The organism is Rhizobium sp. BT04 (genome assembly GCF_030053135.1).
Classification (GTDB): domain Bacteria; phylum Pseudomonadota; class Alphaproteobacteria; order Rhizobiales; family Rhizobiaceae; genus Rhizobium; species Rhizobium binxianense.
On sequence record NZ_CP125650.1, the window covers coordinates 311,265 to 337,746 of the forward strand.

Sequence of the window (26,482 nt, forward strand, 5' to 3'; positions counted from 1 at the left end):
TAATGGGCGCAGCACTTTGGTCGACTCAGCCTATTCAACGCCATGGTGAGGCAGCTAAATGCTGACTTCCAAGAGAACCTTGAGCCTGCCCATCGATGCAAAATAGCTAATAGCGCGGCAATCAGGATGAGACGCTTGCGACAATCTGGATGAGATTCTTAGGTCGCGGTCGGGATCAAATTATCATGCTGATTGCCGCTGACAAGTTCTTCGTCGTTTTCTGATTGCCGCTCCGCGACAGACAGCGTTGATGTCCTGATTGTCGCAAACGAGGCCGGTCGGCCGCGCTGGCGTTTTTCCTCAAGCGCAGTTCTGCGGCGATAGCTTTCGACGTTCATCTCGAAGATCGTGGCATGGTGCACGAGCCGGTCGACTGCTGCGAGTGTCATGGCAGGGTCGGGAAAGACCCGGTTCCACTCTCCGAACGGCTGGTTGGCGGTGATCAGGATCGACCGGTGCTCGTATCGTGCCGAGATCAGCTCGAATAGCACGCTTGTTTCCGCCTGGTCCTTGGTGACGTAGGCGAGGTCATCGAGGATGAGCAAGTCGTACCTGTTGAGTTTGTCGATGGCAGACTCAAGCTGCAGTTCCCTTCGGGCGACCTGAAGCTTCTGCACAAGATCGGTGGTCCGGGTGAACAGGACCCGCCATCCGTTCTCGATCAGCGCAAGGCCGATGGCAGCAGCAAGATGGCTCTTTCCTCCGCCGGGCGGACCGAACATGAGGATGTTAGCTCCCTTGGCAAGCCAGCTGTCGCCGGCGGTGATTGCCATGACCTGCGCCTTCGAGATCATGGGTACAGCGTCAAAGGCGAAGCTGTCTAAGGTCTTTCCGGGCGGCAGGTGCGCTTCGGCGAGATGCCGTTCAATCCTGCGATTGGCACGCTCTGCCAGCTCGTGCTCGGCAATAGCCGACAGGAAGCGAGCTGCCGGCCATCCTTCCCGGTCCGCCTCTTCGGCAAATCGTGGCCACAGCATTTTGATCGTCGGCAGCCGGAGCTCGTTGAGCATGATGCCGAGGCGTGCTTCATCGATAACGTGGGCGTTCTTCATGCCGCTTCTCCCGTCCCGATCAGGGCCTCATAACCGTTGAGCGATGCGAGTTGCACATGAACGGTCGGCAGCTTGGCTGGATCCGGACCGAAGAGCGCTCGCATGGTAGCCAGATTGGGTAAGTCACCAGCATCGAGTATCCTGGCCAATTCTTCGGCAAGTTCGCGTTCGCAACCACGGTCATGCGCGAGCGCCAGGAGTTCGACGGTGATCTTGCAAGCCTGCTTGTCGGGAAGATGCTCGATGAGGGCTTCGAAGGCCTTGCGATATTCCTGACGCGGGAAGAGCTTGTCGCGATAAACGAGGCCGCGGAGCGCCATCGGCTTTTTGCGCAGGGAATGGATGACGTGGTGGTAGTTGACGACCTGGTCGTGTCGGCCGTCGGGATGGCCGCGTCCTCGGCGCAACGTCATCAGATGCGTACCGCCGACAAAGACATCCAGCCGATCGTCGAACAGGCGAACTCTTAACCTGTGGCCGATCAGGCGGGATGGCACGGTGTAGAAGACCTTGCGCAAGGTGAAGCCGCCCGTCCGGGACACCGTAACGACAATCTCTTCGAAGTCCGTGGTCCGGCGCTCGGGCAGCGCCTGCAGATGGGATCGCTCAGCATCAATGCGCTTGCCATGGGCAGCGTTGCGACGGCTGACGATGTCATCGACAAAGGCGCGGTAAGAACTGAGGTCGTCGAATTCCTTGGCCCCCCGCATCAGCAGGGCGTCATGAACAGAGTTCTTGAGATGGCCATGGGAGCTTTCGATAGAGCCGTTCTCATGCGCGACGCCTTTGTTGTTGCGCGTCGGCGTCATTCGATAATGGGAGCAAAGCTGATCGTATCGGTGGGTGAGATCGACCTTGGCATCGGCGTCGAGGTTGCGGAATGCCGCCGACAGGCTGTCGCTTCGATGATAAAGCGGCGTACCTCCCACGGACCACAGGGCATTTTGAAGCCCTTCAGCCAGCGCGACAAAGCTTTCGCCGCCGAGAATGACATGGGCATGTTCGAAGCCCGACCAGACAAGCCGGAAGTGATAGAACAGGTGATCAAGCGGCTGGCCGGCGATGGTCACACCAAGACCGCTGGCGTCGGTAAAATCCGAAAGGCCCAACCGGCCTGGCTCGTGCGTTTGGCGGAAGATGACCCCCTGCGCTTCGCCATGGACAGCACGCCACGACCGAATGCGTCGTTCAAGCGTGCGGCGGATACCTTCAGAGAGTTCTGGATGTCGGCGCAGCATCTCGTTGTAGACAGCGACGGCACGGATACCGGGTGCGGCCTTCAGGAGCGGGACGACTTCGGTCTCGAATATCAGCTCTAAGGGATCAGGGCGGCGGCGTCCGCGCGGCGCTTTGCTCTGAGAAGGCAGTTGTACCTCCTTGTCGAGGCGGTATGCCGTGGCTCGGCTGATCGACGCTTTTGACGCGGCGACCTCTACGGAATGCGTTTGTCGGTACTTCATGAAGAGTCTCATCTGATGATCGGTTAAATGGCGACCCGGCACAAACTGGTTCTCCAATCCAGAAAACCGCAAATGTACCGGACCGACCGCGATCATGAGACGCCGAAAATCTGCGCCACGCCGGGGTATGACTACGATCGGGCTACGCCCTCACTCCGTCACACCCCGGCGCGAGTCTCATCCTGATTGACGCTGAATCTCATCGAGATCGCCGCTACGCATAAAAGAGCCAGCCTGCCCGTCTAACCAATGCGAGCAGAACTCTCGGGACATTGTCACCCAACTTGTAGAGGGCCATCTTCGGCGTCAAGGCGCAGACCTCAACCGCTTCCGAGCAGAGAACTACGTCGGGTGCTGGACATATTTGTGAAGAACCCAACACGGCACAATACTTTTATCATCACGGAATGGGCGCGGCAGTCGGCCAGCAGCCAGGCGCCTGTAAAATCCAAGTGTCGAGCCGACAGGGCCTTGAAGGCATGCCTGAAACCAGGATGAGGGAACATATCGCCGGATTGGGCCGAGTTGAAGAACGTTGTGGGCAAGAATCTGTGCCCTCACCTCATCAGTCCAATTCCGCCGCCGCCGCCGACAGGTGATCTTTGAGCTCATTTGGGGATCGTTAGCGTTCAGCTTCGGTAGGCGGACGTGCATTTTTGCGATGGTGGAAGTTGTCGGCAGGTGGGCAACACGTGAAATATGGTTCTTCACTGAAATCGAGGGCATCAGACACGTCCCGCGCTCGCCGCGACAGAGCGTCCGACGAGACCTCGAACCATCTTCCGCGAACACTTCATAGCACTGCCTGCAACGTGCTTCGTGTAGACTGCAATCTTCAGTACATCGTTAAGCGAGGTCGTGTCTGAACAACACCGTAGGCATGCCGGATCCTCCGTATTCGAGATGGAATAGAGCGCCTCAGGAATGGTCCCATTTCATCCCGAGGAGGAGAAGTGAAATTGCCATAGTGGCGTGGCGGCGTTTGTTCGCGAGGCTCATGCTACGTGAGTGTCGAGAAGATTGCGACGGATTTAAGTTTCGATCGCCGTGGTTTACCGGAATGCACCTTCCGCTATTTCGCCGCCGAGACGTTGGTCGAGTTCCTCGTGCTGGCCGTTGCGGCAACTTGGCGATTCACGCCGCCACCGCGCGCCTATCGCTGCGGCAGCACAGCCGGCTTCGACGCATCTTCATTCAGACAAGGCGATGGCAAAAATCATCGTCACGCCCGCGCGCGCTGGCCCTGTCGAGATTGCGGCCTTCCTGATGAAAGGCGACGTCGATCCGCTGGACGCCAAGAAGTGACCTTCGTCTTGTCGACCCCCCCTGCGGGAATAGAGCCAATCAAGCGTGCGGCGCGCCAGTGGGAGGACGGCACTTGGCGCGAGAACGTGCCGTTGCGGCAAGTGGAACATCCGTGTCGATTCTCGCGTCAGCGATTTTGAGCTTGCTCGGGCTTCCGGCGAGATTGAAATTGGGAATTTGAATGCCTTCACTGCAAACACACCGGATCTTCATTTTACGTGGCGCAACTTTCCTCAAACGAACCCGCACCCGTGCGGTATTTGGCCACATCCTCGCCGAGGCCGGAGCCGGAATAACCGGGTCCGAGCTTCACTCTCATCACATCAAGGGTGCCTGCCACGAGCAAACGCCTTATAATTGGCGCGAAGCCAAACCGCGTCGGTGACAGGGCACTCACAGTAATGGGCAGGGTGCGGCTGTGGGCCGGCAATTGCTTATTTTGACGCGTCGCTTTTGTTGGCATGCGCCTGAATTTGCGTGCATCGCTCGATCAGGTGCTCGAACGGCTCGGAATCGCCGAGCAGCAGGCCGTCGTCGACCATGCGCGCGTAATCCTCGCCGAGCGCACGCAGACCTTCTCCGGATGGCGTCAGAACCAGATTGCCGTTGACGGCTGCGGCGTAGTCGATGGGCGAGCGGTCGGCCGCCTTTTCCGCAAAAAACATGGATTTGTGTTTCGCCACGGCATTGGCGAGTTGCCGATCCGCGGATGCTTTGTCGGCGAAACCAGCATCGTCCAGCCGGACGACATCATGCCAGTGGCGGGCAAAACGATCGCCGCGAAGGCGCTCCTGCAGGCAGAAGACATGGATGGCGGTCGCTTTCTCCCACAACGTCCGCTCCGCGTGCATGACGCGGGGACTCGCTTTCGGAAATTCGACACCATCAACCTGGCCCGACGCGTCACAGTCGACGGATACTGGCCGGCTCGCCGGTCGACCGCGCTCCGAATTCGAGCATGACGCTCGGGGCGACATAGCCGGATCCGCTGCTCACCGCTTCATAGTCGAGGTAGAGCGTATCGTCCTCGAGGCGGATTGCCGCCGGAAGAGATTGAACGCGCAACGCGCCATAACCGGCTCCACCGAGCCCGCCACCCAGACCGGAAGCCGCTTTCGCACCTCGCTGGTCCAGTGTTTCTCCTCGCTGCGGGTTTTCGGCAGTGCTTCGTCATTGTCGCCAACCAAGTCCGGCGCCAGGGCGCGGATATCGTAGGTCAGGTCGACATCCTCGGAGAACCTTTTGATGACACCGTAGGCTTTCGAAAGCGAGGTGCCGCCCTTGAAGACGAGATGCTCACCGAGCTTGGACGAAAAGAGCGTCTGCAGCGTCCAGACGACCCAGACATCCTTTTCGAGGAGATGAATGGGCCGTCCGGTGCGGTCGGCCGCCACCGCCAAGGCTTCGCGTCGGTTATCCTTTGACAAGGTCAGAAACAGATCAGCGATGCGCAGCCTTTCCTACGCTTCTTGCAAGCCAGGTCGGAAACTGCGGAGCCGCCGCCACCAGCTCGCCGAACGCGTCTGGCGGCAGCTTTCGCTTGATCCGCGACAGTGCTTCATCGGCCCTTTCCGGCCCAAGCCATGCAAGTGCGCGGACCGCCACGCCAGCAGGTCGATCGGCCAAGGCCAATTGCCAGCGCGGCACGTGCTTGAGCTCGACCGTCTGCTGTCCAAGGGTCATCGTCCGGCTACGGCCGGATGTCAGGTAGACGGAGCGGACCGGGACCTGGGAGGTCAGGCCCAGGGCATTTGCCGCGGCGGCGCCATCGAGACGATGACCTCACCGCGCTGCTGCGCCACCGCCTCTACGGCCTGTTCGACCGTCGGCGGCCGACTGCCAAAGCGACTTTTGACGGGCCGCATATAGATACCACGGCCCGCCCGGACGAGCTCGCCACGCTCGGCCAGGCGCGACAGAGCCTGATCCAGGGCGGCTCGATTTCCGAGATGCAAAAAACTCTTTGCCGAAAGCGCGGTCCTTCCGGCAGTCGTTCAGCATGTCCCATGATTTGCTATGTCAGCTTTTGCATGGCATTTCTCTTGTCAGAATTATATGCAAGTTTCTGACAGTTTGCAATGAGAGGGGAAGACGGCGAGCCCGGACGGTGCTGACCAATTTTTATCGGTCAGTGACCCGCTGTCTCTTCACAATCACGATTCATCTATCAGGCCGTCAAACACTTCCACCATCGCATCGCTGATGGCCTTGCCTAGCGCGGCTGCAGCGTTTGCAAGCGCCTCGTCGTCCATATCGCGAGCGGCCATCGCAAAAGCAGTTCCCTCGGACGTTACGATTTCCCGCGCCCGCTCAATTGCCCAAAGGCCGAAGTCGCTGCGGCTGCTGATTTCCACGGTTTCCATGTTGTCCCCTGATTTGTTCGAGAGGACGGCTTATACCGATTTGCCGGACAATGCAGTCTGAAAACCGAGCCCGAGGACCGACTTTGATCTGTCTCGTGAGCGCATTCCCTACGGTAGCGTGCTCTATTGCGCCGCACCTTGGCGACTGCGGTGTCACCAGCATTTGTACTGCGGTATAATTTGGAAGCGCTATGTGGGGGTCAATGGTTCAATTTTGCCGCTCCGATAGCACCCATTTGTCATATCACTGAAAAACTTCTGACCTAACGAGGCTTTCCGGGCCTCCGTTCAGGGTGCGGCCGTCGATCAGGAGTGACGAAATCATGTTGGAACGTGTTGGCAGCGGATCGAAAGAGGTCGAAACCCTGGTCGTGGACCTCGACCAGAAAGACGTGACTGGCCGTTCTGCATCGACAAAAACCATCGACGCCGGCGAAATACGCAAGATCGCGCCGAGCGGCAACGGGCAGGCACTCGACATCTCCGCTGCGCGGGGCTTCGTCGGGTTTACCCAGAGCAAAAGCGGCGCCACCGCGATCCTGGTCGATGCAAAGGTGAGCACGCCCGAAACCGACCCGGGCAACGATCTCAAGATCGACCTGGACGGTTTGAAAAAGGTTGCCGCTTCCGAATTCGGCAGCACCGTTCCCAACAACATCACCCACCTGTTCAACCCGACCATCCAGGCGATGGCCAAGCAGTTTTACGGGGGAGACAGCCCCGCGGTGCGCGATCAGTTCAAGGCCGACGTCAAGGCGCTTCTCGGTCCGCTGCTCGACAAGGTAGGCGCCGGAGAGGTCAGTCAGGCTGATCTTGGCGGCCTTCTGGAGCGCCTGACCTCGCGTCTGAGCGCTCCCGGCGGCAAGGAAGTCTGGGGTTACCGCCACGCGGTACAGACCGCGCTCGAAGGGCTCGTCATGGGCGCCAGCCTGGTCTCGAAGCTCCCGGCCAATGCCGAGTGGGACAAGAGCGTCTCGCCGCTACCCTCCAGCAATCTCGCCAGCTATTCGTTCAACGACGTCATGGCGGCAATCATGATCGGCACCGGGCTGGCCGGCAAGGGCATTGCGGCCAACGGCTCAGATCGCGGGCGCTTCTTCGCCGGCAGCGGCGGTGACGCCTGGATCGCCGAGCGTATGTTCGCCACCACGGACAATGGCTGGAGCAAGACCGTCCAAAATCTCGATCTGCCCTATATCGACAGCGACTATCTGACATCGAGCCTCAAGAAGATGGACCTTGTCATGTCGGGCTCGGATGCCATCGAGCCGGTCGTGGAGCGCCCGATCGACGAGAACGACATCCTGGAAAGCAAGGTGCTGCGCGGCTACGCTCCGTCGACCGCCTATGAGCCGACGCTGAAGAAGCTCGACGAACTCAAATACGGCATTCTCGGCGACGCCGTGAAGGACGTGAACCGGAATTTCGTCGCGCCCGACAACATGGACCACCTCGACCAGCTGACGCCGGAACAGAAGGCGACGGTGCTCTACGATCTCATCGAGATCAAACAGCAGTTCAATGGCTATATGAACCAGTATGGCGACAGCGTGCCCGATGGCGAGCGCGTCGGCAAGGACCTCGATGCGCGGATCGAAAAGCTGACGGCCGATCCGGCGACGCAGCAGCATCTCTCGGATATCTTCGCGAGCGGCATGAAGGAATATCTGCAAAGCCCGGAGAATTCCGATCTGCTCACCAACATCGAAGACGCCTATCTGATCGATATCGGCGGCGGCAAGGCGATCGACCGGGCGCTGAGCGCCGGCAAGAGCTTCGAAGATGCCCTGAAGGATTATTATTCCGAACTCAACACGCTCGTCGATCTCCTGCCCCAGGATTATATCGACGCGCATCTCGACGCCGCGAACGTCACCTTCTCGAACATCGTCAAGGAACATTATATCGGCGACGGCCAGGGTGTCGATCTCGAGCCGCTGCTGTCGGGTCCGGATGACACATTTGTGCCCGGCGCAACGAATGACGCCATCAGCCAGTTGGCAAACACCTTCGCCGAGGATTTCATCAGCAAAAACGGCCCGGCAGATGGCGGCGAGACGCTGAAGCAGAACCTGGCGCAGGATATAGCGCGCGACGTCGACGGCGTTCTGCGCATGGTGCGCGGCGGTATGAAGCTCGACGACGCGCTTGCCTCCTTCAAGGATTCGCTCGACCTGCCGCGCCAGACCCGTACACCTGCCGGCATCGATGCCGAAGTGTACAAGGCCGGTCTGATGCACGCCGTGCAGATGCTGACGATGTCGAGCGTGCTGGTGGCGCACGGCCTCGGTGTCGGCGGCAAGTGGACGCCGGCCGATATCGCCGCTGCGGTCGGCTCGGCGACACAGATCGTCGGCATGACGATGGAGGGGCTCGGCAAGAACCTCGACGTTGCCGGCAAACCGTTCAGCGCCTTCGGCAATCAGCCTGGCAGCTGGGGCAAGGGGATCTCGATGAACTTCTCGCCGAAGACGATGGAAGCGGCAGGCAAGATCCTCGGCGCGGCCGGCGGCCTCGCCATGGCCGGCCTCGGCTTCTATTCGGCGTCGCGGTCGATGAAGGCCGGCGACCGCGCCAAGGGCGCGCTCGAAATAATCGGCGGCATTGCCGGTACCGGCAACGCGCTGATCGGTTTCTCCGAGGCGATGCTTTATCTGACCAATGCCATGTCCCGTGCCTTTTCCGGACTCGGAACGGTGGCGCCGGAAGTCGTGACCATCTTCAGCAGCGCCGCCAAAACCGGCCTTGCCGCGGCCGGACTGGTCACCGGCCTCGTTGCCTCGGCCGTCGGGCTGGCGCTTGGTCTGTGGGATATGGCCAATGGCGTGAAGAAGCTCGACAAAATGGAAAAGCAGCTGAACGAGAAGCTTGAACGCTACACCGGCGAGTCCGTGCATCTCGAATTTGGGCCAGACCCGTCATTCATCTGGTAGAGGCAGAGGGGCGGCAACGATGACCGCCACAGCCTGGGAAATACCCTGCGACCCCTCGGTAAAAATGTGATTTTTGATCTCCAGGCGCGAGGCCGCTGCATTTTATGCAACCGCGATGTCCGATCGGGCTTGAATTATCACGCAAAGGTCGATCTTATGCCTAACGTAAGGTAAACGACGTCATCCGCGAAAAGCGGAAAAAGAAAATCAAAGGGAACGCATGTCATCGATCGCACCAGCATCTTCGGATATCGATACGGTTTCATTTCTCCGGCTAAACGCCAATTCCGATCCAAAGTCCGAAAATTCCACGAGCCAGGGCAAAACCACGAGCACCACGGTCAAGAAGGCATCGCCTTTTGCCTCTGACGGGACCACGACGGCAGCCCTGACGATTTTCTCCTCTATATCGGCGCAGACGAGCAGTCCGAAGTTCGTTTCGCTGGCCGCCACGTCGAATGGCACGTCCCGCCCTACCGCGCCGATCCAGCCGGTCATCGATCTCCTGTTCAATTCCGATTTCATGAGCGAGATCAATCAGGGCTTCATGGAAGGGCTGAAGGACAAGGACAAATCCTTCGAGAGCATCGACGTCGTCAAAAACCCTCACAATTACACTGCCGAGCAGAAACTGATCATGTATCTCGATCTGCTTCAGACCAAGGCGACCTTCGGCCAATACAAGGACAGCCTCGGCGACAACCAGCGCGGCATCTACAACGACCAGGAGATCCTGAAGGATCTCGACAAGTCGATCGCCATCCTGGGCTCGGACCCCGACGTCAACTCGCTGATGACGGAGAAGGCGCTGAAGGCCTTCAAGCTGATCTTCTCCGGTTATCGCGTGGCGCCGGCCGATACGAACAAGGACGCTTCCGAGATCATCAACGACACGATAACGCGTGACGAGAAGATGAAGGACCTGCGTACGAAGGTCGAGGATGCCTTTGAGCGCGACATCGTCAATGGCGGCCTGCTGAATGACGGTCTCAAATCCGGCAAGGACGTCACCACCATTCTCAAGGAATATAATGCCGCCCTCGGCTTCTATTCCATGGTGCTTCCCGACGATTTCGTAAAGCAGCGCTCGGCGATTGCCGACAAGACCTATGCCGAATTCTTCGACAAGAACGTGCTGCCGACGATCTCCGATCCGACGACGGCGCTCGATGGCCTGATCCGCATGGGACTGGCCGGCAACAAGACCGAGCGGGAACTGAAGGGGCTCGGCTCCATCCTGCCGGTTGTGGATTTCGACCAGTCGCTCGGGCTCGGCGGGAGCCTGTTCCCCGATCTCAAGATCGACCTCGACGGTTTGAAAAAGGTTGCCGCTTCCGAATTCGGCAGCACCGTTCCCAACAATATCACCCACCTGTTCAACCCGACCATCCAGGCGATGGCCAACCAGTTTTACGGGTCAGACAGCCCCGAGGTGCGCGATCAGTTCAAGGCCGACGTCAAGGCGCTTCTCGGTCCGCTGCTCGACAAGGTAGGCGCCGGAGAAATCGGCATCGGCGATCTCGCCGGCAATCTGGAGCGCCTGACGTCGCGCCTGAGCGCACCCGGCGGCAAGGAGGTCTTGGGCTACCGCCATGCGGTGCAGACCGCGCTGGAAGGGCTCGTCATGGGCGCCAGCCTGGTCTCGAAGTTGCCGGCCAATGCCGAGTGGGACAAGAGCGTCTCGCCGCTGCCCTCCAGCAATCTCGCCAGCTATTCGTTCAACGACGTCATGGCGGCAATCATGATCGGCACCGGGCTGGCCGGCAAGGGCATTGCCGCCAACGGCTCAGACGGCGGGCGCTTCTTCGCCGGCAGCGGGGGCGACGCCTGGATCGCCGAGCGCATGTTCGCCACCAAGGACAATGGCTGGAGCAAGACCATCCAAAGTCTCGATCTGCCCTATATCGACAGCGAATATCTGACATCGAGCCTCAAGGACATGGGACTTTCCATGTCAGGCCTGATGAAGACGCTGATGCCCGGCACGGATGTGATCGATCCAATCATCGTCGACGGCAAGACCGCCGAAGAGGCGATCAAGAGGATCATCGCCCCGAGCCTCGACGCGCTGGCGGAAACCCTGTTCAAGGGCAATGCCGATGCCATGGCGCAATACAAGACCAATTTCACGACGATCTTCACCGCGCTTTGGGCGACGATGCGACCGGGCGGCAGCGTCGAAACGATCAAGGCCGACCTTGCCAAGCTGATCGACAAGACCGCGACGGCGGCGCCGGCAGGGGTCGATCCTGTCAAATACAAGGCGGCGCTCTCTTCCGGCGTGATGTCGGTGCTTACCGCATCCCGCTCCATCTATGCCGGCCTCAACATGACGAGCCCGACCTGGGACAGCATCGGCATCGTGGTTCTGCACGCCCTTGGCGCTCTCGCGCACATGGGCAGTGCGCTCGGCTCGGCGATCAAAGCCTCGAATTTTTCGCTGCTGGATGGGATCAGTTCACTCGTCGGCGTTTCCGACGAGCTGGCGCGGGCGCAGCGCAGCGTGCTCTCCGCCTTTTTCAAGAATACCGGGACGACGGTTGGCGCCGTTGCCGGCGTCGCTTGGCTGCCGGTGGAATATTACCAGTTCCTGCAGGGGCTCACCAGTGGCAAGGGCGATCCGGTCGATCTCATCTTCATGGGTATCGGAACCGCGGCGGACACGGTCGGCGCGATCGAGGGCATCGCAGGCGTTGCCAATATGCTGGTGAATTCCACCTTCCTCGGGCGCACGGGCGCAACGGTAGCGCTCGTCTCCGGCGGCTTCTCGCTCGCCTTCGCGATCGCCGGCGCGGTGTCCTGGGCGGCCTGGGCGGGCTTTGCCATCTACCAGAGCATCAAGCAGGAAAAAGCCTTCCACAAGCAGACCGACATGATGAACGACATGCTTAAGCGCACTGTCAACGACACGGTCGGCATCTACGCCAAAACAGGTCAGCGCGTCGGCGCCAAGGGCGGCGTCGCCCCCGCGCCCCGCGACCCGGAACAGCGCGAGCTGACCCCTGAGAACTGGGACGCGATCATCGCCGATATCGAGAAGCGCCGCGGTACGGCGGTGGGCTGATCCGGGACGCTTTCGCAACACCAAATATCTGGGTACTCACAGGCCCGGTTGGCGTAGAGGCGGTCGGGCCTGTGAATATTTGATAGCAATAAATTTAAGTATGAATTTCATGCGCAATCTGGATATCTGCTGCGCTTTATGGATAAAAACGTTCAATTTTAATATAAAGGTCGAGAAAGTTGTCAAAGCGATTGTAATTTCCGAAAATTAACCATCGGTTAAGTTTAAACAATTGACCGGCCGTTTTTTTATCCATATCAAATCATGCATTCATTTTGATAACTCCTTGATGGAAGTGCTCATATGGCCGTAGATGCAGTGAATTCCGACCTGAACCTGGCGCCTGCAAACCCTGTCTCGGTGGAGCTGACGACTGATAAGACAGATTCCAAGGACACCACCGGCAGCACGACGAAAAAGGTCGATCCGAACAGCGAGAGCGAGATACTCTCCGCTGCCGTGGACGCGTTTCTGCCAGGCATGATTTCCAACACCCTGATGCTGAACAATTCGCTTTTCAATTTCGCCAAGGAGGCGATCGACGAAGGCAGCGACGAGTAGCGTTCCCGTTCATCGTTTGCAGTTGACGTGTACCGAGTTGAGGAATTGCAATGAGCGGAGAAGAACTTACCGGCCGCGCCTTTACGCCGCCCGTTGATGGCGTATCGACAGGCAATGTGCTGAAGACCTCGGAGATCGTGGCGGAGCGGATCGGGCTGCAGCCGGCGGATTTCGCCGGCCTTCGGCCAACCGAACTCACCTCCATTCCCAACATCCAGGGCCGCAAGATCGCGCCTGAGTCCGACGCCGTCCCGCCCTCCTATTCACCGGAAGGCAATACCAGGCCCTCCAGCATTCTCGACCGGCTGTCGGCATTCTTCATGCCGGTGGCCGGGAACGGCCAGCCGGAGACGCCGCTGGTGCGATTTGCCGCGGACAAGGATCACAGCGGCCCGAAGATCGAAGACATCACGACATCGATCGACCGGCTGGAGAAATCACAGCAATTCGCGACCGGCACGACGCTGCTGTCGTCACTCACCCAGTCGGTGATGTCGTCGTCCAAACGGCTGACGCAGGGCCAGTGAATATCATGATCACATCGGCCCTTGCGAGATCACCGATCACTTCGCCCGCGCGCAAAGTCCTTCCGAAGGCCGCCATGCTCGCCCTCTGCCTGTTCCTCGCCGCCTGCAGCCAGGACGTGCTGACGGGACTCGATCAGCGCGATGCGCTGGATGCTCAGGTCCTGCTCGAACGCGCCGGCATCTCCGTCACCATGAGGAGCGAAAAGGGCGGGACCTATGCGATCGCCGCTGAATCAGCCGATCATGCCCGGGCGATCGAGTTGCTGGCGGGCGCCGGTCTGCCGCGTCAGTCGTTCGGAAATGTCGCCGAACTCTTTCCCGGCAACGGCTTCCTTGTGACGCCTTACGAACAAAAAGCCCGGATGAGCTACGCCATCGAGCAGCAGCTTGCCGAAACGCTTTCGGGGCTTGACGGCGTGGCGACGGCGCGCGTCCATGTGGTGCTGCCGGAGGAAAACGGCCGCGGGCTCATCAAGGAAAAGGCGAGGGCGGCGGCCGTGTTGCAATATCGCCCCGGCGCCAATCTCAACGAGATCGACATGAAAAGCCGGTCCGTTCTGGTCAACAGCATCCGTGATCTCTCTTACGAAGATGTCTCGGTGGTGGTCAGCCCCTGGTCGGAGGTCGGCGCGCCGGCGGCCCCGCCGGCAACGGCAGCATCGGCCCCGGCGGCAACCGTGACGCCGGCACCCGCCGCAGCGCCATTCTCGATGGTGCAAAGCGCTCTCTCGGCTTTCAAGGCCCCCAATCTGGCCGTGATCGGCGCAATTATCCTCGCCATCGGGGCATGCCTGCTGCTGCTGTTGCCGCAGCGGAAGGAGCGCTGAGCATGCGCACGCCGCGTTCGGACGGCGAGGCGATCTCGGATGCGGCGAGGATCCGCAGGGCAGCGCTGCTTTCCGCGGATATGCTGACGGCCGCCCGATGGGATGGGACCGCGCCGCTCCTTGCCGATGGGTCTACCCTGTCGCGGCGGCTGCACCGGCGGCTTTTCACGGAGATCGCAGAAGCCCATGGCGACCCCGCCACATTTGCCGACGGCGCCCGCCGCCTGATTTCCATGGACGCGGACGGACTCGCAAAGGCCGCGTTCCGGGCGGGCTTCGCCTATCATCTCGCAGCCTTCTGCCCCGCGGTCGATCGCCCGACCCTTGCGAGGCTCAGGGCCGCCTACGGCGAGGAAGCGGTCGCATTCGCCCTCGGCCACATCAATCTTTCCACGGCAACGCCGCCGCTTGATCTGTTGAGCGAGCAGGCAAGGCATGTCGTCGAGGCCGATGGCTGGTCGATGCTGACGCTTCTGGCAGACGAATATCGGATCTCTGCGGCATGGCGGTGGGCGGGCTGGCGCGACATGGCCGAAAACGGCTCGGCTTCCCTGTTGAAGAGCCCGGCGCTCGTTCTGGCGACGGCCGCCGTCGACGAGGTCGCCTCCACACAGGAAGGCGCCGGACGATGAGCTCGGGATTTGCACGCCACGACCGCATCATTCCGGCGGAAAACTTCGGCCAGATCAGGGAGGCGGCGCAAATTCTGGCGGCTGCCCGCCAGGACGCCGCCCAATCCCAGGCCACACTTGCAGCCGCCAGCGAGCAGGCCGCCCAAAACGGCTATCGCGACGGGTTCGAACAGGGCGTTCGTGATGCCGCCGCACGGCTTGCCGCCTCGCTCGGAAAAGCCGAACAGGAGATTGCCAATCTCGACAGCTGGGTCGAGGCGGTGGTTCTGAAATCGGTCGGATTGATCCTCGGATCGATGGAGGCCGACGAACGCACCAGGCGATTGGTCCGCCACGCCATATCCCAGACCGCAGAGGCCCAGGAGATCGCCCTCCATGTCGCCCCCGAGGATGCCGCCATGATCGCCCAGGCAATTGCGGATATCGATCATCGCATCACTATCGAAACGGATCCGCTGATGTCTGCCGGCGAGATCGTCCTGGAGACATCGGCGGGACGAAGCCAGATCGGCTTGAAAGACCAGCTCGCCACCGTGATCGAGGCCCTCGTCCATGGCTGACGCATTGCTTCGCATGGAGCGGACGCTCGAACAGACGGACGTGCGACGGCAGAGCGGCCGCGTGACGAGTGTTTCGGGCCTGCTGGTGCGGGCGCTCATCCCCTCGGTTCGGATCGGCGAGCTCTGCGAACTGCATGAGCCGGGCAGGGGCCGCATCGGCCTCGCCGATGTCGTCGGTATCGACGGCGAGACGGCACTTCTCTCGCTTCACGGCGAAACCCGCGGCATCTCCCAGCGCACGGAAATCGTCCCGACCGGCCGGGAGCCGGCGATCTCTGTCGGCAACTTCCTGCTCGGCGCGATCGTCGATGCGCACGGCAACGTCCTGCGTCCCTCCGCCAATCCGGCCGGCGAGGACGCGCGTTTCCTGCAGCCGCTCTACGGCCAGCCGGTCAACCCCTTGTCGCGCCGTCCCATCCGCCAGCCGTTCACCTCGGGAATTGCCGCCCTGGACGGATTGCTGACCTGCGGGCAGGGCCAGCGCATCGGTATTTTCGGCGCGCCTGGCGCCGGCAAGTCGACGCTGGTGTCCCAGATCGTCGCCAACAACAAGGCCGATGTGATCGTCTGCGCCCTGGTGGGCGAACGCGGACGCGAGGTCGGCGAATTCGTTGCCGGCAACATGCCGGAAGGCGTCCCCTCGAATGTGACGCTGGTTGTCGCCACATCCGACCGCCCGGCGCTGGAGCGGTTCAAGGCGGTGATGACGGCAACGGCGATCGCCGAATATTTTCGCGAGCAGGGAAAACACGTGCTGCTCGTCATCGACAGCGTCACCCGCATGGCCCGCGCCTTGCGCGAAGTGGGGCTTGCCGCCGGCGAACCGCCGGTGCGGCGCGGCTTTCCGCCTTCCGTATTCGCCGTCCTGCCGCAAATCTTCGAGCGTGCCGGCAACAGCGCAAACGGCATGATGACGGCTTTCTATACGGTGCTCGTCGAAGGCGAAGAGCAAGACGATCCGATTGCCGAAGAAACCAGATCGCTGCTGGACGGCCATATCGTGCTCTCCGACAAGATTGCCAAGGCAGGCAATTTTCCGGCGATCGATGTGCTGGCCAGCCGAAGCCGGACGATGAGCGCAGTGGTGAGCGAGAGCCATCGCCAGGCAGCCGACAGGCTGCGCGCCCTGCTTGCCCTCTATGACGAGGTGGAACTGCTGATCCGCGTCGGCGAATATCGCCAGGGGCGCGACGCAGCCGTCGACGAGGCCGTCGCCAAACACGGGCTCATCCAGCGCTTCCTGTTTGACGGCCAGGGCAAGCCGCAGCCGTTCGGCGCGATCGTCGAAGCGCTCGAGGAGCTTGTCCGATGAATATCGCCGCGCCCGCATGGCCCCGCTCATCGATGGCCGGGAGCTTCTTTTCCCGTTCCGGCACGACGATGCGCGCCGCCTGGCAAATTCCGGTCCGGGAGCAGACGCTTTCCGTTCGCCCGCTGTCCCCCGATATCGCAGCCGCGCGGATTGCCGATCCAGTCGGCATTCTCTGCCGCGTCGGCGAACGGGAGCAGACGCTGATTGCGTCGGCCGGCGCATTGTGGTTGCTGGCCGAAAGGCTTGAACCGCTGCTCCTCTGGGAAAAACTGTCACCGCATGAAAAGGCGGCGGTGGTGGAACATCAGTTCGCCGAGGCCTTCGAGGCAATCGAGAACAAGATCGGCATCGGCCTTTCGCTGCTGGAGATCGGCGCGCAGCCGGAGCCGGATTTTAGCGGCAATTTCGGCTTCGAAATCGGCTGGAGCGGCATGAGCCTGCCCTTGAGCGGCCGTTTCGATGAAACCTTCCTTGCCGGCCTCGTCGGCTGGGCAAGCCGCCTACCGCGCCGCACGCTCAATGCCCTGACGACGGCGGTCAACATCCGGCGCGGTTATGCCGTGCTGTCGGTCGGTCAGATCAAATCCCTGCGATTGGGGGACGGCATCGTCATCGATGGGGGGGCACCGGAGACCGTGGTCGCGATCACGGGTGAACGTTACCTTGCAACCTGCATGCGCTCGGACAAAGGCGCGGTCCTCACCGAGCCGCTCCTGTCGACGCCAACCGGACCAATGAGGCATTTCATGACGAATGACACCGTCGATCAGGAATTGCAGGGCGAGCCGCGTCCGTCGCCTGTCGACAGCATCCCGATCAAGCTGGTCTTCGATGCCGGACGGCTGGAGTTGCCGCTGCGCACACTCGAGACGATCGGCGAGGGCTATGTGTTCAACCTCGACAGGCCATTGTCGGACGCCGTCGATATCATCGCCCAGGGCCGCATTATCGGACGGGGCGAAATCATTTCCGTGGATGGGTTGAGCGCCGTTCGCGTCACGGCGCTGCACGACTGATGGAACAGAGCTTTCCTCTTGCCCAGAGCCTCGCGGCAATGGCGGCGATCTCGATGCTGCCGGTCATTGCCGTGATCGCAACCTCCTTCACCAAGATTTCAGTCGTCCTGCTGATCGTGCGCAATGCGATCGGCATCCAGCAGACGCCGCCGAATCTCCTGGTCTTTGCGATTGCCATCGTGCTCTCGGCCTTCGTGATGAACCCGGTGCTGCAAAACAGCTGGCAATTGCTGCTCGCCCATAGCGGCGATTTCGGCACGGTCAGTGGCATGGCGGACGGCATGATCAAAGTGGCAGCGCCGCTGAAGGATTTCATGCTGAAATTTTCCGACGCCGAGGTGCGCGACTTTTTCGTGCAGGCGTCGCAGAAGATCTGGGCAAACGCGCCGGCAACCCCCATTGCCTCCGACGATATCACCGTGCTGACGCCGAGCTTCCTCGTTTCGGAACTGACGCGGGCCTTTGAAATCGGATTTCTGATCTATCTGCCCTTCCTGATGATCGACTTCGCCGTCTCCGCCATTCTGGTGGCGCTCGGCATGCAGATGATGTCCCCGACCGTGGTGTCGACACCGCTGAAGCTGCTGCTGTTCGTCTCGATCGACGGCTGGCGGCGATTGCTGGAAGGTCTGGTGCTGTCCTATGCGCAGTGAGCATCGCGCCTTGACGAAAGCCCCGGTTCGAGCGCCTGCCGCGCCCACGCGAAAGGCCTGCCGTCATGGGTGAAGACCAGGTCGCAGCCGAAATCGGCATGTCCGTCATGGCGACCTTCGCCTTGGCCGGCCCCATTCTAGGCCTGGCCGCGCTTCTCGGGCTGATCATCGCCATTTTCCAGGCGGCAACGCAAATCCAGGAGCAGACCATCGCGCAGATCGTCAAGATTTTCGTGATCTCCATCACCCTGCTGCTGTTCGGCCGGGTGCTGGCAACGCCGCTGATCGAACATTCCGTTCATATCCTGAACGACTTCCCGACCATGGTTCAGTGAGGCGGGGCGGATGGGGCCGGATCATCTTCCGATCGTCGGCATCGAGGTCGCGGCACCGGCCGCGGCGATGCTCGGCGCCGCCCGCGCGCTCGGGATCCTGCTGATCTTCCCGATCTTCTCGCTGTTCAGCATCGTCGGCATTCTGCGTTTCGGCCTGGCAATCGGCCTTTCGGCGCCCTCCGTCGCCTTCGCCTATTCGGTGCTGGCTCTCGGAGATACGTCCTGGTTCGATCTGGCCGCCCTTTCGATGAAGGAACTTTGCTTCGGGGCGCTTATCGGCATGGGGCTCGGCATTCCCTTTTGGGCGGCCCAGGCGGCGGGTGATATGACCGATGTCTATCGCGGCGCCAATGCCGCCAATCTCTTCGACCAGATCAACGCGCTGGAAACCGCGCCGCTCGGTTCGCTGATGATGTCGATCGCCCTGGTGCTTTTCGTCAGCGCCGGCGGCATCATCGATCTGGTCGCGATTTTCTACAAGTCGTTCGAGTTCTGGCCGCTCTTCAAGCTCATGCCCGCCATGCCCGACGATCCGCTCGACATGATCCTCGGTGTATTCGGCCGGCTGTTCAAAGCGGCCGGATTGCTTGCCGCCCCGTTCATGATCGTCACCTGCGCGCTCGAATTGTCGCTGGCCTTCGTTGGCCGCTCGTCGAAACAATTCCCGCTGAACGATAGCCTGCCGGCCATCAAGAACTTCGCGGTCGTGGTCATTCTCGTCATCTACACGGCCTTTATCTCCAGCTATTTCCACGATCTCTGGATCGACGGATTCAACGAGGTGAAAGCCATGCTGGAGGTGACCCATGGCCAAAAATGACGATACCGAGGAAAAACCCCTGCCGCCGAGCCGGGTGAAGCTCGATCGGCTCCGGCGCGAGGGCCAGGTTCCCCGCTCGAAGGAAATCCCGGTTGCGATCTCCGTCCTTGCCATCGCCGTCTACGTCACCTGGGGCTTGCCTGCTATCCTCGAGGATTTCACCCGCAGTTTCGATAGCGGCCTGCAGTCCGCCGGACGGGCCGACCTCTCCGACGCCGTCACTGTCGGCTTGAGCGAAACCGGCGTGGCGCTGCTCGATCTCATCTGGCTGCCGCTTGCCACGGGTCTTGCCGCGACCATCCTGGTGTCGATCCTCGACGGGCAGGGGTTTCCCGTATCGTTCAAACATATGAGCTTCGATTTCACCCGGCTCAATCCGTTCGAGGGCATCAAGAGGCTTTTTTCGCTCGCGAGCATCGCCGAGTTCGTCAAGGGGCTCGTCAAGTTTGTCCTGCTCGCCACCGCCGGCGGCGGTGCGATCCTCTATTTCCTCAACAGCATCTTCTGGTCGCCTCTTTGCGGAGAAGCATGCACGCTCTCCGCGACAGCCCATCTCCTCGGCTCGATCCTCGTCATTGCCGCCGGCATCATGGTGGCCGCGGCGTTTTTCGATATCCGCATTTCGCGCGCGTTGTTCAGGCACGAACACCGCATGACCAAGACCGAGGCGCGGCGCGAATACAAGGATACCCAGGGCGACCCGAAGCTGAAATCGGCGCGCCGGCAAATCGGCGCGGAAATGCGCAGCAGCCCGCCGCGCAGGCAAGGACCAGGCCGGCAATGAAAAGCGGGAGCCTAAGCCGCCCGCTTGATCTTCGCTTTGCGGTTCCGGTGGTCGGGCGTCTCAGACGCCCGATTGGTTGTCACCTACACGCGTCCAGTTCTTCACATCGTCCAGCGTGATATCGGAGAGGAACGTCACGCTGGCAAGTGAGCTGTCGGTGCGGAAGACGTTGCTGCCGTGGGAGAACGCCCCGCCGTCGATGGTGACGTCGGCGTCGATCTGCTTGCCGCCGTTGGTGCGCACGAGCGTGGTAAAGCCGTCAGCGACGAAATCCTTCAGATAGAACCTCGTGTCGGCATTGATCTGGAAGATCTTGTCGGTCGCGCCCTTGGCGGAGCCACCGACAATAGTGACGTCGCCGGCGCTTTTTACCGTCAGCGCATCCTCGCCGACATTCTGCCAATTGACGTTTTCGAGCGTCGCGCCGCCATAGACGTGGATTCCGTCGGCGCCATTCTCGCCGAGATTGACATTCTTGAGCGTCGCGCCGTTCTTGAGAATGAACAGCGGCGATTGGGTTTCGGACTGGCCGCCATCGCCGAGCTTGGACGAGGCCGTATAGGTCGCGCCCTTGCCGTCGAACACGCCGCCATCCACGACGATCGGCTCGTTGACGACGATGACGCTGCCCTCTTTCGAGAGGTCGGGTTTTTCCGTCGTGGTCTGCAAAGTCGTGGCCTGTTTCTCGTCGGATGGATCCACCTTCTTGGAGTGGGATTGCCAGTTGATGTGCTTGCGCAGCAGATCCTTGGGGTCGGAATCCATGCCGTTTTCCGACGTTTCCCGCGACTTCGGCACATAGGAGGTCAGCGTCGGCGGGTTGCCGGAGAAATCTTCGAAGGGCGAGACCTTGCGGGTTCGGATGGCGGTGAAATCCGTGTCGGCCCTATTGCTGCCGCCAAGGCAATCGGACTCAAGGTCGAAACGGGAGGTTCTGTCGAAGTCTATGGGCCTTTGTCCATCTACGCCACACATTGCATTCATCCCCAGTTGGTCTCGTCTACTTCACTTGCTCTATCAGCCCGGCCTTTGTTTGGAGCCGGCAGCGTTCCGGATTTGCCCGATCTCTCCGATGGTTTCGATCGTTATATCCCTGTCGATCTCCTCCGCCGCCAGCACCGGAATGCGGCAGTTGTGGTGGATCATCAGCGTCTGGGTGAGCAGGCGCCACTCGCCCGGCACGATGATGATGGGATCGTATCCCCGCTCGTTGGCGTCCTCGAGAGCCTGCCTGGCTTTCTCGGCCAGCAGGCGCAGCCTTTCGGCTATCTCGATCTTCTCGGTCGCTCCAGCGGCGTCATAGGAGCGGATGAAGTGGTCCCATTCGGCGGGAAGCACCAGCGCCGGCAGCAATCCGCGCCGGTCGAGAAGCCCGAAGGCGATCTGCTTGACCAGCGCGGCGCGCGCCATTTCGGCCAGGGCATCCGGCGCGTGATCGGTGCCGGCGTGCAGCATCACTTCCAGCAGTCCGCGCGGCTGGGAAAGCGTCACGCCGGAATCCAGCAGGCGTCTGACGACCGCGACCGTCAGCATCAGCGGCACCTGGGTGGCGACGTCGATCGCCAGTTTGCCGAGACGCGGTTCGAGGCTGCCCAGCCATTGTGCCGCGTCGTCGACGCTGAACAGGGCGCCGATATGGCGGCGGACGATGCGCACGATGTCGTCGGCAATCTGTTCGGCCGTCCGTTCGGGACCGCAGCTGACGAGACCGGCGGGCACGTTTTCGACCTGAAGGTGGATCAGATCCTCGGCCATGCGGGGATCGGCGTTGAACGTCGGCACCGTCACGGAGACGCCGACGGCGCGCGCCGCCATGCGGATCCGCCCGTCCAGCATTTCGCCGAGTCGCATCGCCTCAAGCCGCGCCAGCGTTTCCACCGCGACGGTGGCGATGACGGGATCGCCATATTTCGTCCTGTCGAGCGGATAGGAATTGGCGCTTTCCACGGCATTTGCCGATCCGGCCGCGGCTGGGCCGGCGCGCCGGCGATGCACCATGAAGGCAAGGCCCGCCAGACACAGGCCGATCGCGCCGAGCACGCCTGTGGGAAATCCCGGCACGAAGCCCGCGCAGATCGTCAGCGCCGCCGCAATCGCCAATGCACGGGGCTCCCGGAAGAGTTCGCGGCCGATATCGCTGCCGAGACTGCCGTTGCCGTCATCGGACACGCGGGTCACGACGATACCGGCCGAGACTGCCATCAGAATGGACGGAATCTGCGACACCAGACCGTCGCCGATCGACAGCAGCGTATAGAGATGGGCGGCCTCGGCGAAGCTCAGGCCCTTCTGGAAGATACCGATCGCCAGGCCGCCGATGAGATTGACGGCGACGATCACCAATCCTGCGACCGCATCGCCCTTGACGAAGCGCATCGCGCCGTCCATCGCCCCGAAGAACTGGCTCTCCTGTTCGAGGCGCGACCGGCGCTTCTGCGCGGCTTCCGTGGTGATATGGCCGTTACGCAGGTCGCTGTCGATGGCGAGCTGCTTGCCGGGCATGGCGTCGAGCGTGAAACGCGCGCCGACCTCGGCGATGCGCTCGGCGCCCTTCGTCACCACGATGAACTGCACCAGCGCCACGATCAGGAAAATGATCAGCCCGACGACGACATTTCCCGCAACGACGAAATCGCCGAAGGCCATGATGATCTCGCCGGCATCGGCGTCCGCCAGCACGAGCCGGGTCGAGGAAATCGTCAAGGCCAGGCGGAACAGCGTGCCGATCAGAATGACCGCGGGAAAGGTCGAGATTTCAAGCACGCTCTTCAGATAGGTCGTGGTGATCAGCACCACGAAAGCGAAGGAGAGATTGAAAGCGATCAGCACGTCCAGAACGATTGTCGGAAGCGGCAGCACCAGCATCGTCACGACGGAGGCGAAAAACACCGCAAGCAGCATATCGGTGCGTTGCGCAAGCATGGCGATGGCGGATGACCTTACCTTCATGATCCGGCTTCCGACGCCATCGCCTATTCTTGTTCGCTGCTGGAAATTTCGGCGAGCTTCGGCTCGGCACTGCCGGCGGGGGCGAAATTGACCGTATCGTCCTCACTGTCGCGGGAAACGGTCATCTGGTCTTTGCCGATCTCCTTGATCCGCCAGCCGCTCGAAACGACATCGCCTTCCTCGTAGCGGCGGCCGTCGGAGCCGATGATGAATCTGACGGGCGTATAGCCGGCGGCGGCGACGAAGCCGTCGAGACCGGAAGAGAGGGCGGTGAGATCGACGATGGAAACGGAACCGCGCCGGCTCATCGAGGCGATGATGCTGCGCAGCTTGGCCTTGTCGGGCAGGCAGAGAGGGCGCGATCCTTCGCCGATGCGAATCTCGTCGGCGGTGGCGACGATGCTCAGATCTTGGGGAAGCTGAGCCATACGAATGACCTGGCGGATTTCGGCAGCAATTGCCGCCGATGACGGCGCCGGTTCCGGCGCGGCGGAAACCCTGACGAGCGGGGCTTCGTGAGCCGGCGCATCGCTGTTGTAAAGCCCGGCCAGCAAAAGCAACGCCGCCAGCCCGAGAAGGCCGGCAGCCGCAATCCGGCGTGGCGCGAACCGCACGCGCCCGGCGCCGAGACCTTCGAGTTCGCAGGCCGTGCCGTCGAAGGAGATGGTCTGCCTCTTCGTAAGGGTCATCGTCCGATCGCGTGGGATGGAACGACCGTTGATCACGACGTCATCCCGCAGCGCGGTCAACGACACCGTGTCGGAGCCGCGGGAGCGCTGCAAACTGATGGTAAAGGCGGGTTCTGGTTTGGCGCCGAGGATGATCAGGTCGCAATCGGCGCTGCCGCCGACCACCTGCCGCTCCGCCGTCAGCGGCAGATTGGAGCTGCGCCCGGCACGCGTGATGCGCAAGACCGGTCCGCCGCTGCCTGACGCAGCGTTGCCGGCGTTACCTCTGAATGTCGGCGAAGAGGAATCTAGATCCATAACCATCTTGTTCCCGAACCGTCCGTCGAGCGGCTTTTATTGTCTTCGAGAGCGGGGAAGCGAGACGGGCGAACCCGTCTCGCCATTGTTTCAATCAGCCTGGGCCGATCTTCTTGATGGCGTTTGCGACGCCGTTGATCTTGGTGATTTCGGTTGCAACCTTCAGGCTCTGCTCGGTCGCTTCGTTCTGGGCCGACTTGAAGGCGGAAATCGCCGAGCCGATGCCCGCATCAAGTGTCGAAGTACTAGCCATGTCTTGAACTCCTTGCATGGTTTTGGCGGCCAGAGCCTTGCAGAATTCAAGATCGAATTCAATAGCTTATGTTAAAAAGTTATTAATTCGCGATATGTACAACAAATGCGCGAAATGGATATCCGTCCTGTTCCCAGCGGACCGATGATCTGCAACAGTAGATCAGATAATTATTAATAGATTGGATTTCGCAGCCCTGCCTTCATTCGTTCATTAGTTGTCGGGCGATATCCGGATCGTGAGGTAAACTCAGATGTTTGCGCGTTTTGTTTACATGGCCGCTATCGGACTGCTGGCCTCCTTTCCTCCACCGGCCGGCGCCAGCGAGCGGGAGGTGCGCCTGGATGTCGTCTCCCTGCCGCTTGGCGATGTCGTCCAGACGCTGTCCTTCATGTCCGGCATCCCGGTCACGACAGTCGGGACGCTGAGCGGCAAGGTCGAGCACTGGTCCGTCCGGGAAAGCGGAGCCAAGGCCTTTGTCAAGCTTGGCGATGCCAGCAATCTCTTCGTCGCCTATGACGGCAGCCGCATCATCATCGCGCCGAAGCAGGAGGTCTCCACCGTTGTCCTCGATCGCGGCGGCCGCAGCTGGAAGACCGAGCAAAACGCCATTCGCGCGCTGTTCCCGCTGCTGCCGGACGATGCGCTGCGTGAAGATCCCGCCAGCGGCTTGGTGCTGGTGCGCGGGCCCGCCGTCTTCACCAAGGCCGTCGAAGACGTGCTGAGCCGGCAGCAAGCCGACAGCATCAAGGTCATCAAGGGCGGCCAGCTGGAAATCCTGACGACGAACAACGGTGCCTGAGCGGCTGATATGAAGGCGTTGAAATCTCTCAGGCAGTTGCTGCAGATCCGCAGCCTGCGGGCGGACAATCTTTCCCGCAGCCTCTCCGAGGCGCGGGCGGATGCCGAAAGCGCGCGGGAGCGGGAAACGAAAGCCTCCGAAGCGCTCGACATCGCGGCAAGCCGGGCCGCCGGCAATCCTGTCGTCGACGTATTGCGCAAGAGTGGTGTCATCGCCGCCGCCGAGCTTCAGGACGCGCTGATGCGACAATCCGTATTGCGCAGCCATGAAGCCGATGCCGGCCTATCGCTTGCGCAACACAAAGCCGCCCGGCGCGCCGCGCAAGAGCGGGCAGAACACGTCGCCGCCGATTTTTCGCGAGCACAGAAGGCGGTATTGCGCGTCGAATTTTCGCTTGAAGCAGCGGAGAAAATCGACCGGTAGGGAGCTAAGAACCAGCAGATGAACCAACCGGCTTCTGTTCTTCCATCTCTTCATCGACAATCGAGCTGACGAGGGCAACGACCCGGCTGCGCACACGCGGAGAAAGGAGCAAAACGTCGTCTATCAGACGCCGTCCCTCCGCCGTGGAAATGTAGGCAATCTTCTCATCGATCTCTGTTATGATTTGCTGGCCCTGAGTGGTTTCGGGATCTGGAAGACCTTCGAAAAACCTCGAAACAGGGATCTTGAGGCAATTGGCAAGCTCGTAGAGCATCGAAGCGCTGACGCGGTTCTTACCGCTTTCATATTTTTGTACCTGCTGCAAACTGACCCCGATGCCGGCGCCGAGATCCCCTAGGGATACATTCGACTGCATTCGGCGGATACGGATTTGCTGTCCGACATGCCGATCAACTGGATGCACCAACTCGCGCGCTACATTCGACTGTTCGGCTTGCGCAGGCCTCGAAGTCCGGACCTGTGCTGCTGCATAGCGCTTCATGGTGGACACCCCGATGGAGAGTTTCACGCGGTGCGCCCCCGCTGAAAACTCGCTAAACCCACTGATCGGGGAGTTGGAAACCGTACACGACGGTCCTGTGGCCTTTAGTTCCGAGGAACCTGGACATACGCCACAGGCTCCTCGACCGAAGGTCAAGGAGTGTGATGCCGTTACGGCCGGCATCAACCACGTGTAGGGGTTTCCACACCCCAGGGCAGCGCGTACTGCCCTATCGAAAAAGATAGCGGGAATCCGCCCGCTGCGCAACCGAATTCTTTACAAGATTCAATAGCTTCGCTTTACGCTCGGACACTTGCCTCAAAAGCGAGAGGTCACGCTTCGGGCGGTAAAGTGGTCAGAAAA

25 protein-coding genes and 2 pseudogenes are annotated in these 26,482 nt (G+C 61.1%); 15 read left to right on the plus strand and 12 right to left on the minus strand.

The annotated features are described in order from the left end of the window. Positions 1–158 precede the first annotated feature (158 nt). The 6 genes and pseudogenes from istB to QMO82_RS04855 form a co-directional block, all read right to left on the minus strand. Complete coding sequence (gene istB / locus QMO82_RS04830) at positions 159–1,052, minus strand: IS21-like element ISRel5 family helper ATPase IstB (RefSeq protein ID WP_004672573.1); 894 nt, start codon at positions 1,050–1,052, stop codon at positions 159–161. Continuing rightward, a complete protein-coding gene (istA, locus tag QMO82_RS04835) occupies positions 1,049–2,524 on the minus strand; it encodes an IS21-like element ISRel5 family transposase (RefSeq protein WP_080574729.1) in 1,476 nt (491 codons plus the stop codon). The genes istB and istA overlap by 4 nt, the downstream gene beginning before the upstream one ends. Positions 2,525–4,031: 1,507 nt before the next feature. Next, a complete protein-coding gene (locus tag QMO82_RS04840) occupies positions 4,032–4,157 on the minus strand; it encodes a hypothetical protein (protein WP_257784634.1) in 126 nt (41 codons plus the stop codon). A gap of 94 nt (positions 4,158–4,251) precedes the next feature. Then, positions 4,252–5,265, minus strand: a pseudogene (locus QMO82_RS04845) (nucleotidyl transferase AbiEii/AbiGii toxin family protein). After that, positions 5,258–5,825, minus strand: a pseudogene (locus QMO82_RS04850) (DUF6088 family protein). Before QMO82_RS04850 ends, QMO82_RS04845 begins: the two co-directional pseudogenes overlap by 8 nt. A 145-nt stretch (positions 5,826–5,970) precedes the next feature. After that, entirely contained in the window at positions 5,971–6,180 is a 210-nt protein-coding gene (locus QMO82_RS04855; RefSeq protein ID WP_004672578.1) for a hypothetical protein, read from the minus strand. 323 nt (positions 6,181–6,503) lie between these two features. Between QMO82_RS04855 and QMO82_RS04860 the strand changes: the two genes are divergently transcribed. Then, on the plus strand, positions 6,504–9,113 hold the full coding sequence (locus QMO82_RS04860) for a hypothetical protein (protein WP_011053319.1): 2,610 nt from the start codon (positions 6,504–6,506) through the stop codon (positions 9,111–9,113). A 207-nt stretch (positions 9,114–9,320) separates the two neighbouring features. On the opposite strand, the gene QMO82_RS04865 is transcribed toward QMO82_RS04860, so the two are convergent. Next, the gene (locus tag QMO82_RS04865; RefSeq protein WP_004672580.1) at positions 9,321–9,611 is read right to left on the minus strand and encodes a hypothetical protein; all 291 of its coding nucleotides are present in this window, start codon (positions 9,609–9,611) and stop codon (positions 9,321–9,323) included. A gap of 25 nt (positions 9,612–9,636) precedes the next feature. Between QMO82_RS04865 and QMO82_RS04870 the strand changes: the two genes are divergently transcribed. The 12 genes from QMO82_RS04870 (at position 9,637) to QMO82_RS04925 (ending at position 20,204) form a co-directional block, all read left to right on the plus strand. Further along, complete coding sequence (locus tag QMO82_RS04870; protein WP_004672581.1) at positions 9,637–12,177, plus strand: hypothetical protein; 2,541 nt, start codon at positions 9,637–9,639, stop codon at positions 12,175–12,177. Positions 12,178–12,480: 303 nt separating this feature from the next. After that, entirely contained in the window at positions 12,481–12,738 is a 258-nt protein-coding gene (locus QMO82_RS04875; RefSeq protein WP_004672582.1) for a hypothetical protein, read from the plus strand. A gap of 50 nt (positions 12,739–12,788) precedes the next feature. Continuing rightward, a complete protein-coding gene (locus QMO82_RS04880) occupies positions 12,789–13,265 on the plus strand; it encodes a hypothetical protein (protein WP_004672583.1) in 477 nt (158 codons plus the stop codon). Beyond that, positions 13,262–14,092 (plus strand): type III secretion system inner membrane ring lipoprotein SctJ, encoded by an 831-nt coding sequence (gene sctJ / locus QMO82_RS04885; RefSeq protein ID WP_032984874.1) that lies wholly within the window; start codon positions 13,262–13,264, stop codon positions 14,090–14,092. Before QMO82_RS04880 ends, sctJ begins: the two co-directional genes overlap by 4 nt. A gap of 2 nt (positions 14,093–14,094) precedes the next feature. Then, positions 14,095–14,724, plus strand: a complete 630-nt coding sequence (locus QMO82_RS04890; RefSeq protein ID WP_008534242.1) for a hypothetical protein — start codon at positions 14,095–14,097, stop codon at positions 14,722–14,724. Beyond that, positions 14,721–15,284: a type III secretion system stator protein SctL gene (sctL, locus tag QMO82_RS04895; protein WP_004672586.1), complete on the plus strand. Its 564-nt coding sequence runs from the start codon at positions 14,721–14,723 to the stop codon at positions 15,282–15,284. Before QMO82_RS04890 ends, sctL begins: the two co-directional genes overlap by 4 nt. Beyond that, complete coding sequence (locus tag QMO82_RS04900) at positions 15,277–16,596, plus strand: FliI/YscN family ATPase (RefSeq protein ID WP_029875511.1); 1,320 nt, start codon at positions 15,277–15,279, stop codon at positions 16,594–16,596. The genes sctL and QMO82_RS04900 overlap by 8 nt, the downstream gene beginning before the upstream one ends. Beyond that, on the plus strand, positions 16,593–17,612 hold the full coding sequence (locus QMO82_RS04905) for a FliM/FliN family flagellar motor switch protein (protein ID WP_029875510.1): 1,020 nt from the start codon (positions 16,593–16,595) through the stop codon (positions 17,610–17,612). The genes QMO82_RS04900 and QMO82_RS04905 overlap by 4 nt, the downstream gene beginning before the upstream one ends. After that, positions 17,612–18,265, plus strand: a complete 654-nt coding sequence (gene sctR / locus QMO82_RS04910; RefSeq protein ID WP_008534263.1) for a type III secretion system export apparatus subunit SctR — start codon at positions 17,612–17,614, stop codon at positions 18,263–18,265. Before QMO82_RS04905 ends, sctR begins: the two co-directional genes overlap by 1 nt. Positions 18,266–18,330: 65 nt before the next feature. Then, positions 18,331–18,600, plus strand: a complete 270-nt coding sequence (locus QMO82_RS04915) for a flagellar biosynthetic protein FliQ (RefSeq protein WP_004672590.1) — start codon at positions 18,331–18,333, stop codon at positions 18,598–18,600. A gap of 10 nt (positions 18,601–18,610) precedes the next feature. Then, a complete protein-coding gene (locus QMO82_RS04920; protein WP_029875509.1) occupies positions 18,611–19,420 on the plus strand; it encodes an EscT/YscT/HrcT family type III secretion system export apparatus protein in 810 nt (269 codons plus the stop codon). Further along, the gene (locus QMO82_RS04925; protein ID WP_029875508.1) at positions 19,407–20,204 is read left to right on the plus strand and encodes an EscU/YscU/HrcU family type III secretion system export apparatus switch protein; all 798 of its coding nucleotides are present in this window, start codon (positions 19,407–19,409) and stop codon (positions 20,202–20,204) included. The genes QMO82_RS04920 and QMO82_RS04925 overlap by 14 nt, the downstream gene beginning before the upstream one ends. Positions 20,205–20,264: 60 nt before the next feature. Here QMO82_RS04925 and QMO82_RS04930 read toward each other — a convergent pair whose 3' ends face one another. From QMO82_RS04930 to QMO82_RS04945, 4 genes are all read right to left on the minus strand, one after another. Continuing rightward, positions 20,265–21,179: a pectate lyase gene (locus QMO82_RS04930; protein WP_008534276.1), complete on the minus strand. Its 915-nt coding sequence runs from the start codon at positions 21,177–21,179 to the stop codon at positions 20,265–20,267. 42 nt (positions 21,180–21,221) lie between these two features. Then, on the minus strand, positions 21,222–23,153 hold the full coding sequence (locus tag QMO82_RS04935; protein ID WP_008534277.1) for a flagellar biosynthesis protein FlhA: 1,932 nt from the start codon (positions 23,151–23,153) through the stop codon (positions 21,222–21,224). Positions 23,154–23,176: 23 nt separating this feature from the next. Next, entirely contained in the window at positions 23,177–24,064 is an 888-nt protein-coding gene (locus tag QMO82_RS04940) for a hypothetical protein (RefSeq protein ID WP_225881490.1), read from the minus strand. Positions 24,065–24,233: 169 nt separating this feature from the next. Further along, positions 24,234–24,392 (minus strand): hypothetical protein, encoded by a 159-nt coding sequence (locus tag QMO82_RS04945; RefSeq protein ID WP_004672595.1) that lies wholly within the window; start codon positions 24,390–24,392, stop codon positions 24,234–24,236. Positions 24,393–24,645: 253 nt separating this feature from the next. On the opposite strand from QMO82_RS04945, the gene QMO82_RS04950 reads away from it, so the two are divergent. Together QMO82_RS04950 and QMO82_RS04955 are read left to right on the plus strand one after the other, a co-directional pair. Beyond that, on the plus strand, positions 24,646–25,194 hold the full coding sequence (locus QMO82_RS04950; protein ID WP_008534289.1) for a hypothetical protein: 549 nt from the start codon (positions 24,646–24,648) through the stop codon (positions 25,192–25,194). A 9-nt stretch (positions 25,195–25,203) separates the two neighbouring features. Beyond that, positions 25,204–25,617 carry a hypothetical protein gene (locus QMO82_RS04955; RefSeq protein WP_008534291.1) on the plus strand — a complete coding sequence of 138 codons (414 nt, stop codon included), beginning with the start codon at positions 25,204–25,206 and terminating at the stop codon, positions 25,615–25,617. Positions 25,618–25,621: 4 nt separating this feature from the next. On the opposite strand, the gene QMO82_RS04960 is transcribed toward QMO82_RS04955, so the two are convergent. Then, positions 25,622–26,119, minus strand: coding sequence for a helix-turn-helix domain-containing protein (locus QMO82_RS04960; protein WP_029875506.1), 498 nt, complete (start codon positions 26,117–26,119; stop codon positions 25,622–25,624). Positions 26,120–26,482 lie beyond the last annotated feature (363 nt).

Excerpts from the sequence above, each read along its gene's own strand:
- istB (WP_004672573.1), bottom strand. The coding sequence starts at position 1,052 with ATGAAGAACGCCCACGTTATCGATGAAGCACGCCTCGGCATCATGCTC.
- istA (WP_080574729.1), bottom strand. The coding sequence starts at position 2,524 with ATGAGACTCTTCATGAAGTACCGACAAACGCATTCCGTAGAGGTCGCC.
- QMO82_RS04855 (WP_004672578.1), bottom strand. The coding sequence starts at position 6,180 with ATGGAAACCGTGGAAATCAGCAGCCGCAGCGACTTCGGCCTTTGGGCA.
- QMO82_RS04860 (WP_011053319.1), top strand. The coding sequence starts at position 6,504 with ATGTTGGAACGTGTTGGCAGCGGATCGAAAGAGGTCGAAACCCTGGTC.
- QMO82_RS04865 (WP_004672580.1), bottom strand. The coding sequence starts at position 9,611 with ATGACCGGCTGGATCGGCGCGGTAGGGCGGGACGTGCCATTCGACGTG.
- QMO82_RS04870 (WP_004672581.1), top strand. The coding sequence starts at position 9,637 with ATGAGCGAGATCAATCAGGGCTTCATGGAAGGGCTGAAGGACAAGGAC.
- QMO82_RS04875 (WP_004672582.1), top strand. The coding sequence starts at position 12,481 with ATGGCCGTAGATGCAGTGAATTCCGACCTGAACCTGGCGCCTGCAAAC.
- QMO82_RS04880 (WP_004672583.1), top strand. The coding sequence starts at position 12,789 with ATGAGCGGAGAAGAACTTACCGGCCGCGCCTTTACGCCGCCCGTTGAT.
- QMO82_RS04890 (WP_008534242.1), top strand. The coding sequence starts at position 14,095 with ATGCGCACGCCGCGTTCGGACGGCGAGGCGATCTCGGATGCGGCGAGG.
- sctL (WP_004672586.1), top strand. The coding sequence starts at position 14,721 with ATGAGCTCGGGATTTGCACGCCACGACCGCATCATTCCGGCGGAAAAC.
- QMO82_RS04900 (WP_029875511.1), top strand. The coding sequence starts at position 15,277 with ATGGCTGACGCATTGCTTCGCATGGAGCGGACGCTCGAACAGACGGAC.
- QMO82_RS04905 (WP_029875510.1), top strand. The coding sequence starts at position 16,593 with ATGAATATCGCCGCGCCCGCATGGCCCCGCTCATCGATGGCCGGGAGC.
- sctR (WP_008534263.1), top strand. The coding sequence starts at position 17,612 with ATGGAACAGAGCTTTCCTCTTGCCCAGAGCCTCGCGGCAATGGCGGCG.
- QMO82_RS04915 (WP_004672590.1), top strand. The coding sequence starts at position 18,331 with ATGGGTGAAGACCAGGTCGCAGCCGAAATCGGCATGTCCGTCATGGCG.
- QMO82_RS04920 (WP_029875509.1), top strand. The coding sequence starts at position 18,611 with ATGGGGCCGGATCATCTTCCGATCGTCGGCATCGAGGTCGCGGCACCG.
- QMO82_RS04925 (WP_029875508.1), top strand. The coding sequence starts at position 19,407 with ATGGCCAAAAATGACGATACCGAGGAAAAACCCCTGCCGCCGAGCCGG.
- QMO82_RS04930 (WP_008534276.1), bottom strand. The coding sequence starts at position 21,179 with ATGTGTGGCGTAGATGGACAAAGGCCCATAGACTTCGACAGAACCTCC.
- QMO82_RS04935 (WP_008534277.1), bottom strand. The coding sequence starts at position 23,153 with ATGAAGGTAAGGTCATCCGCCATCGCCATGCTTGCGCAACGCACCGAT.
- QMO82_RS04945 (WP_004672595.1), bottom strand. The coding sequence starts at position 24,392 with ATGGCTAGTACTTCGACACTTGATGCGGGCATCGGCTCGGCGATTTCC.
- QMO82_RS04950 (WP_008534289.1), top strand. The coding sequence starts at position 24,646 with ATGTTTGCGCGTTTTGTTTACATGGCCGCTATCGGACTGCTGGCCTCC.
- QMO82_RS04955 (WP_008534291.1), top strand. The coding sequence starts at position 25,204 with ATGAAGGCGTTGAAATCTCTCAGGCAGTTGCTGCAGATCCGCAGCCTG.
- QMO82_RS04960 (WP_029875506.1), bottom strand. The coding sequence starts at position 26,119 with ATGAAGCGCTATGCAGCAGCACAGGTCCGGACTTCGAGGCCTGCGCAA.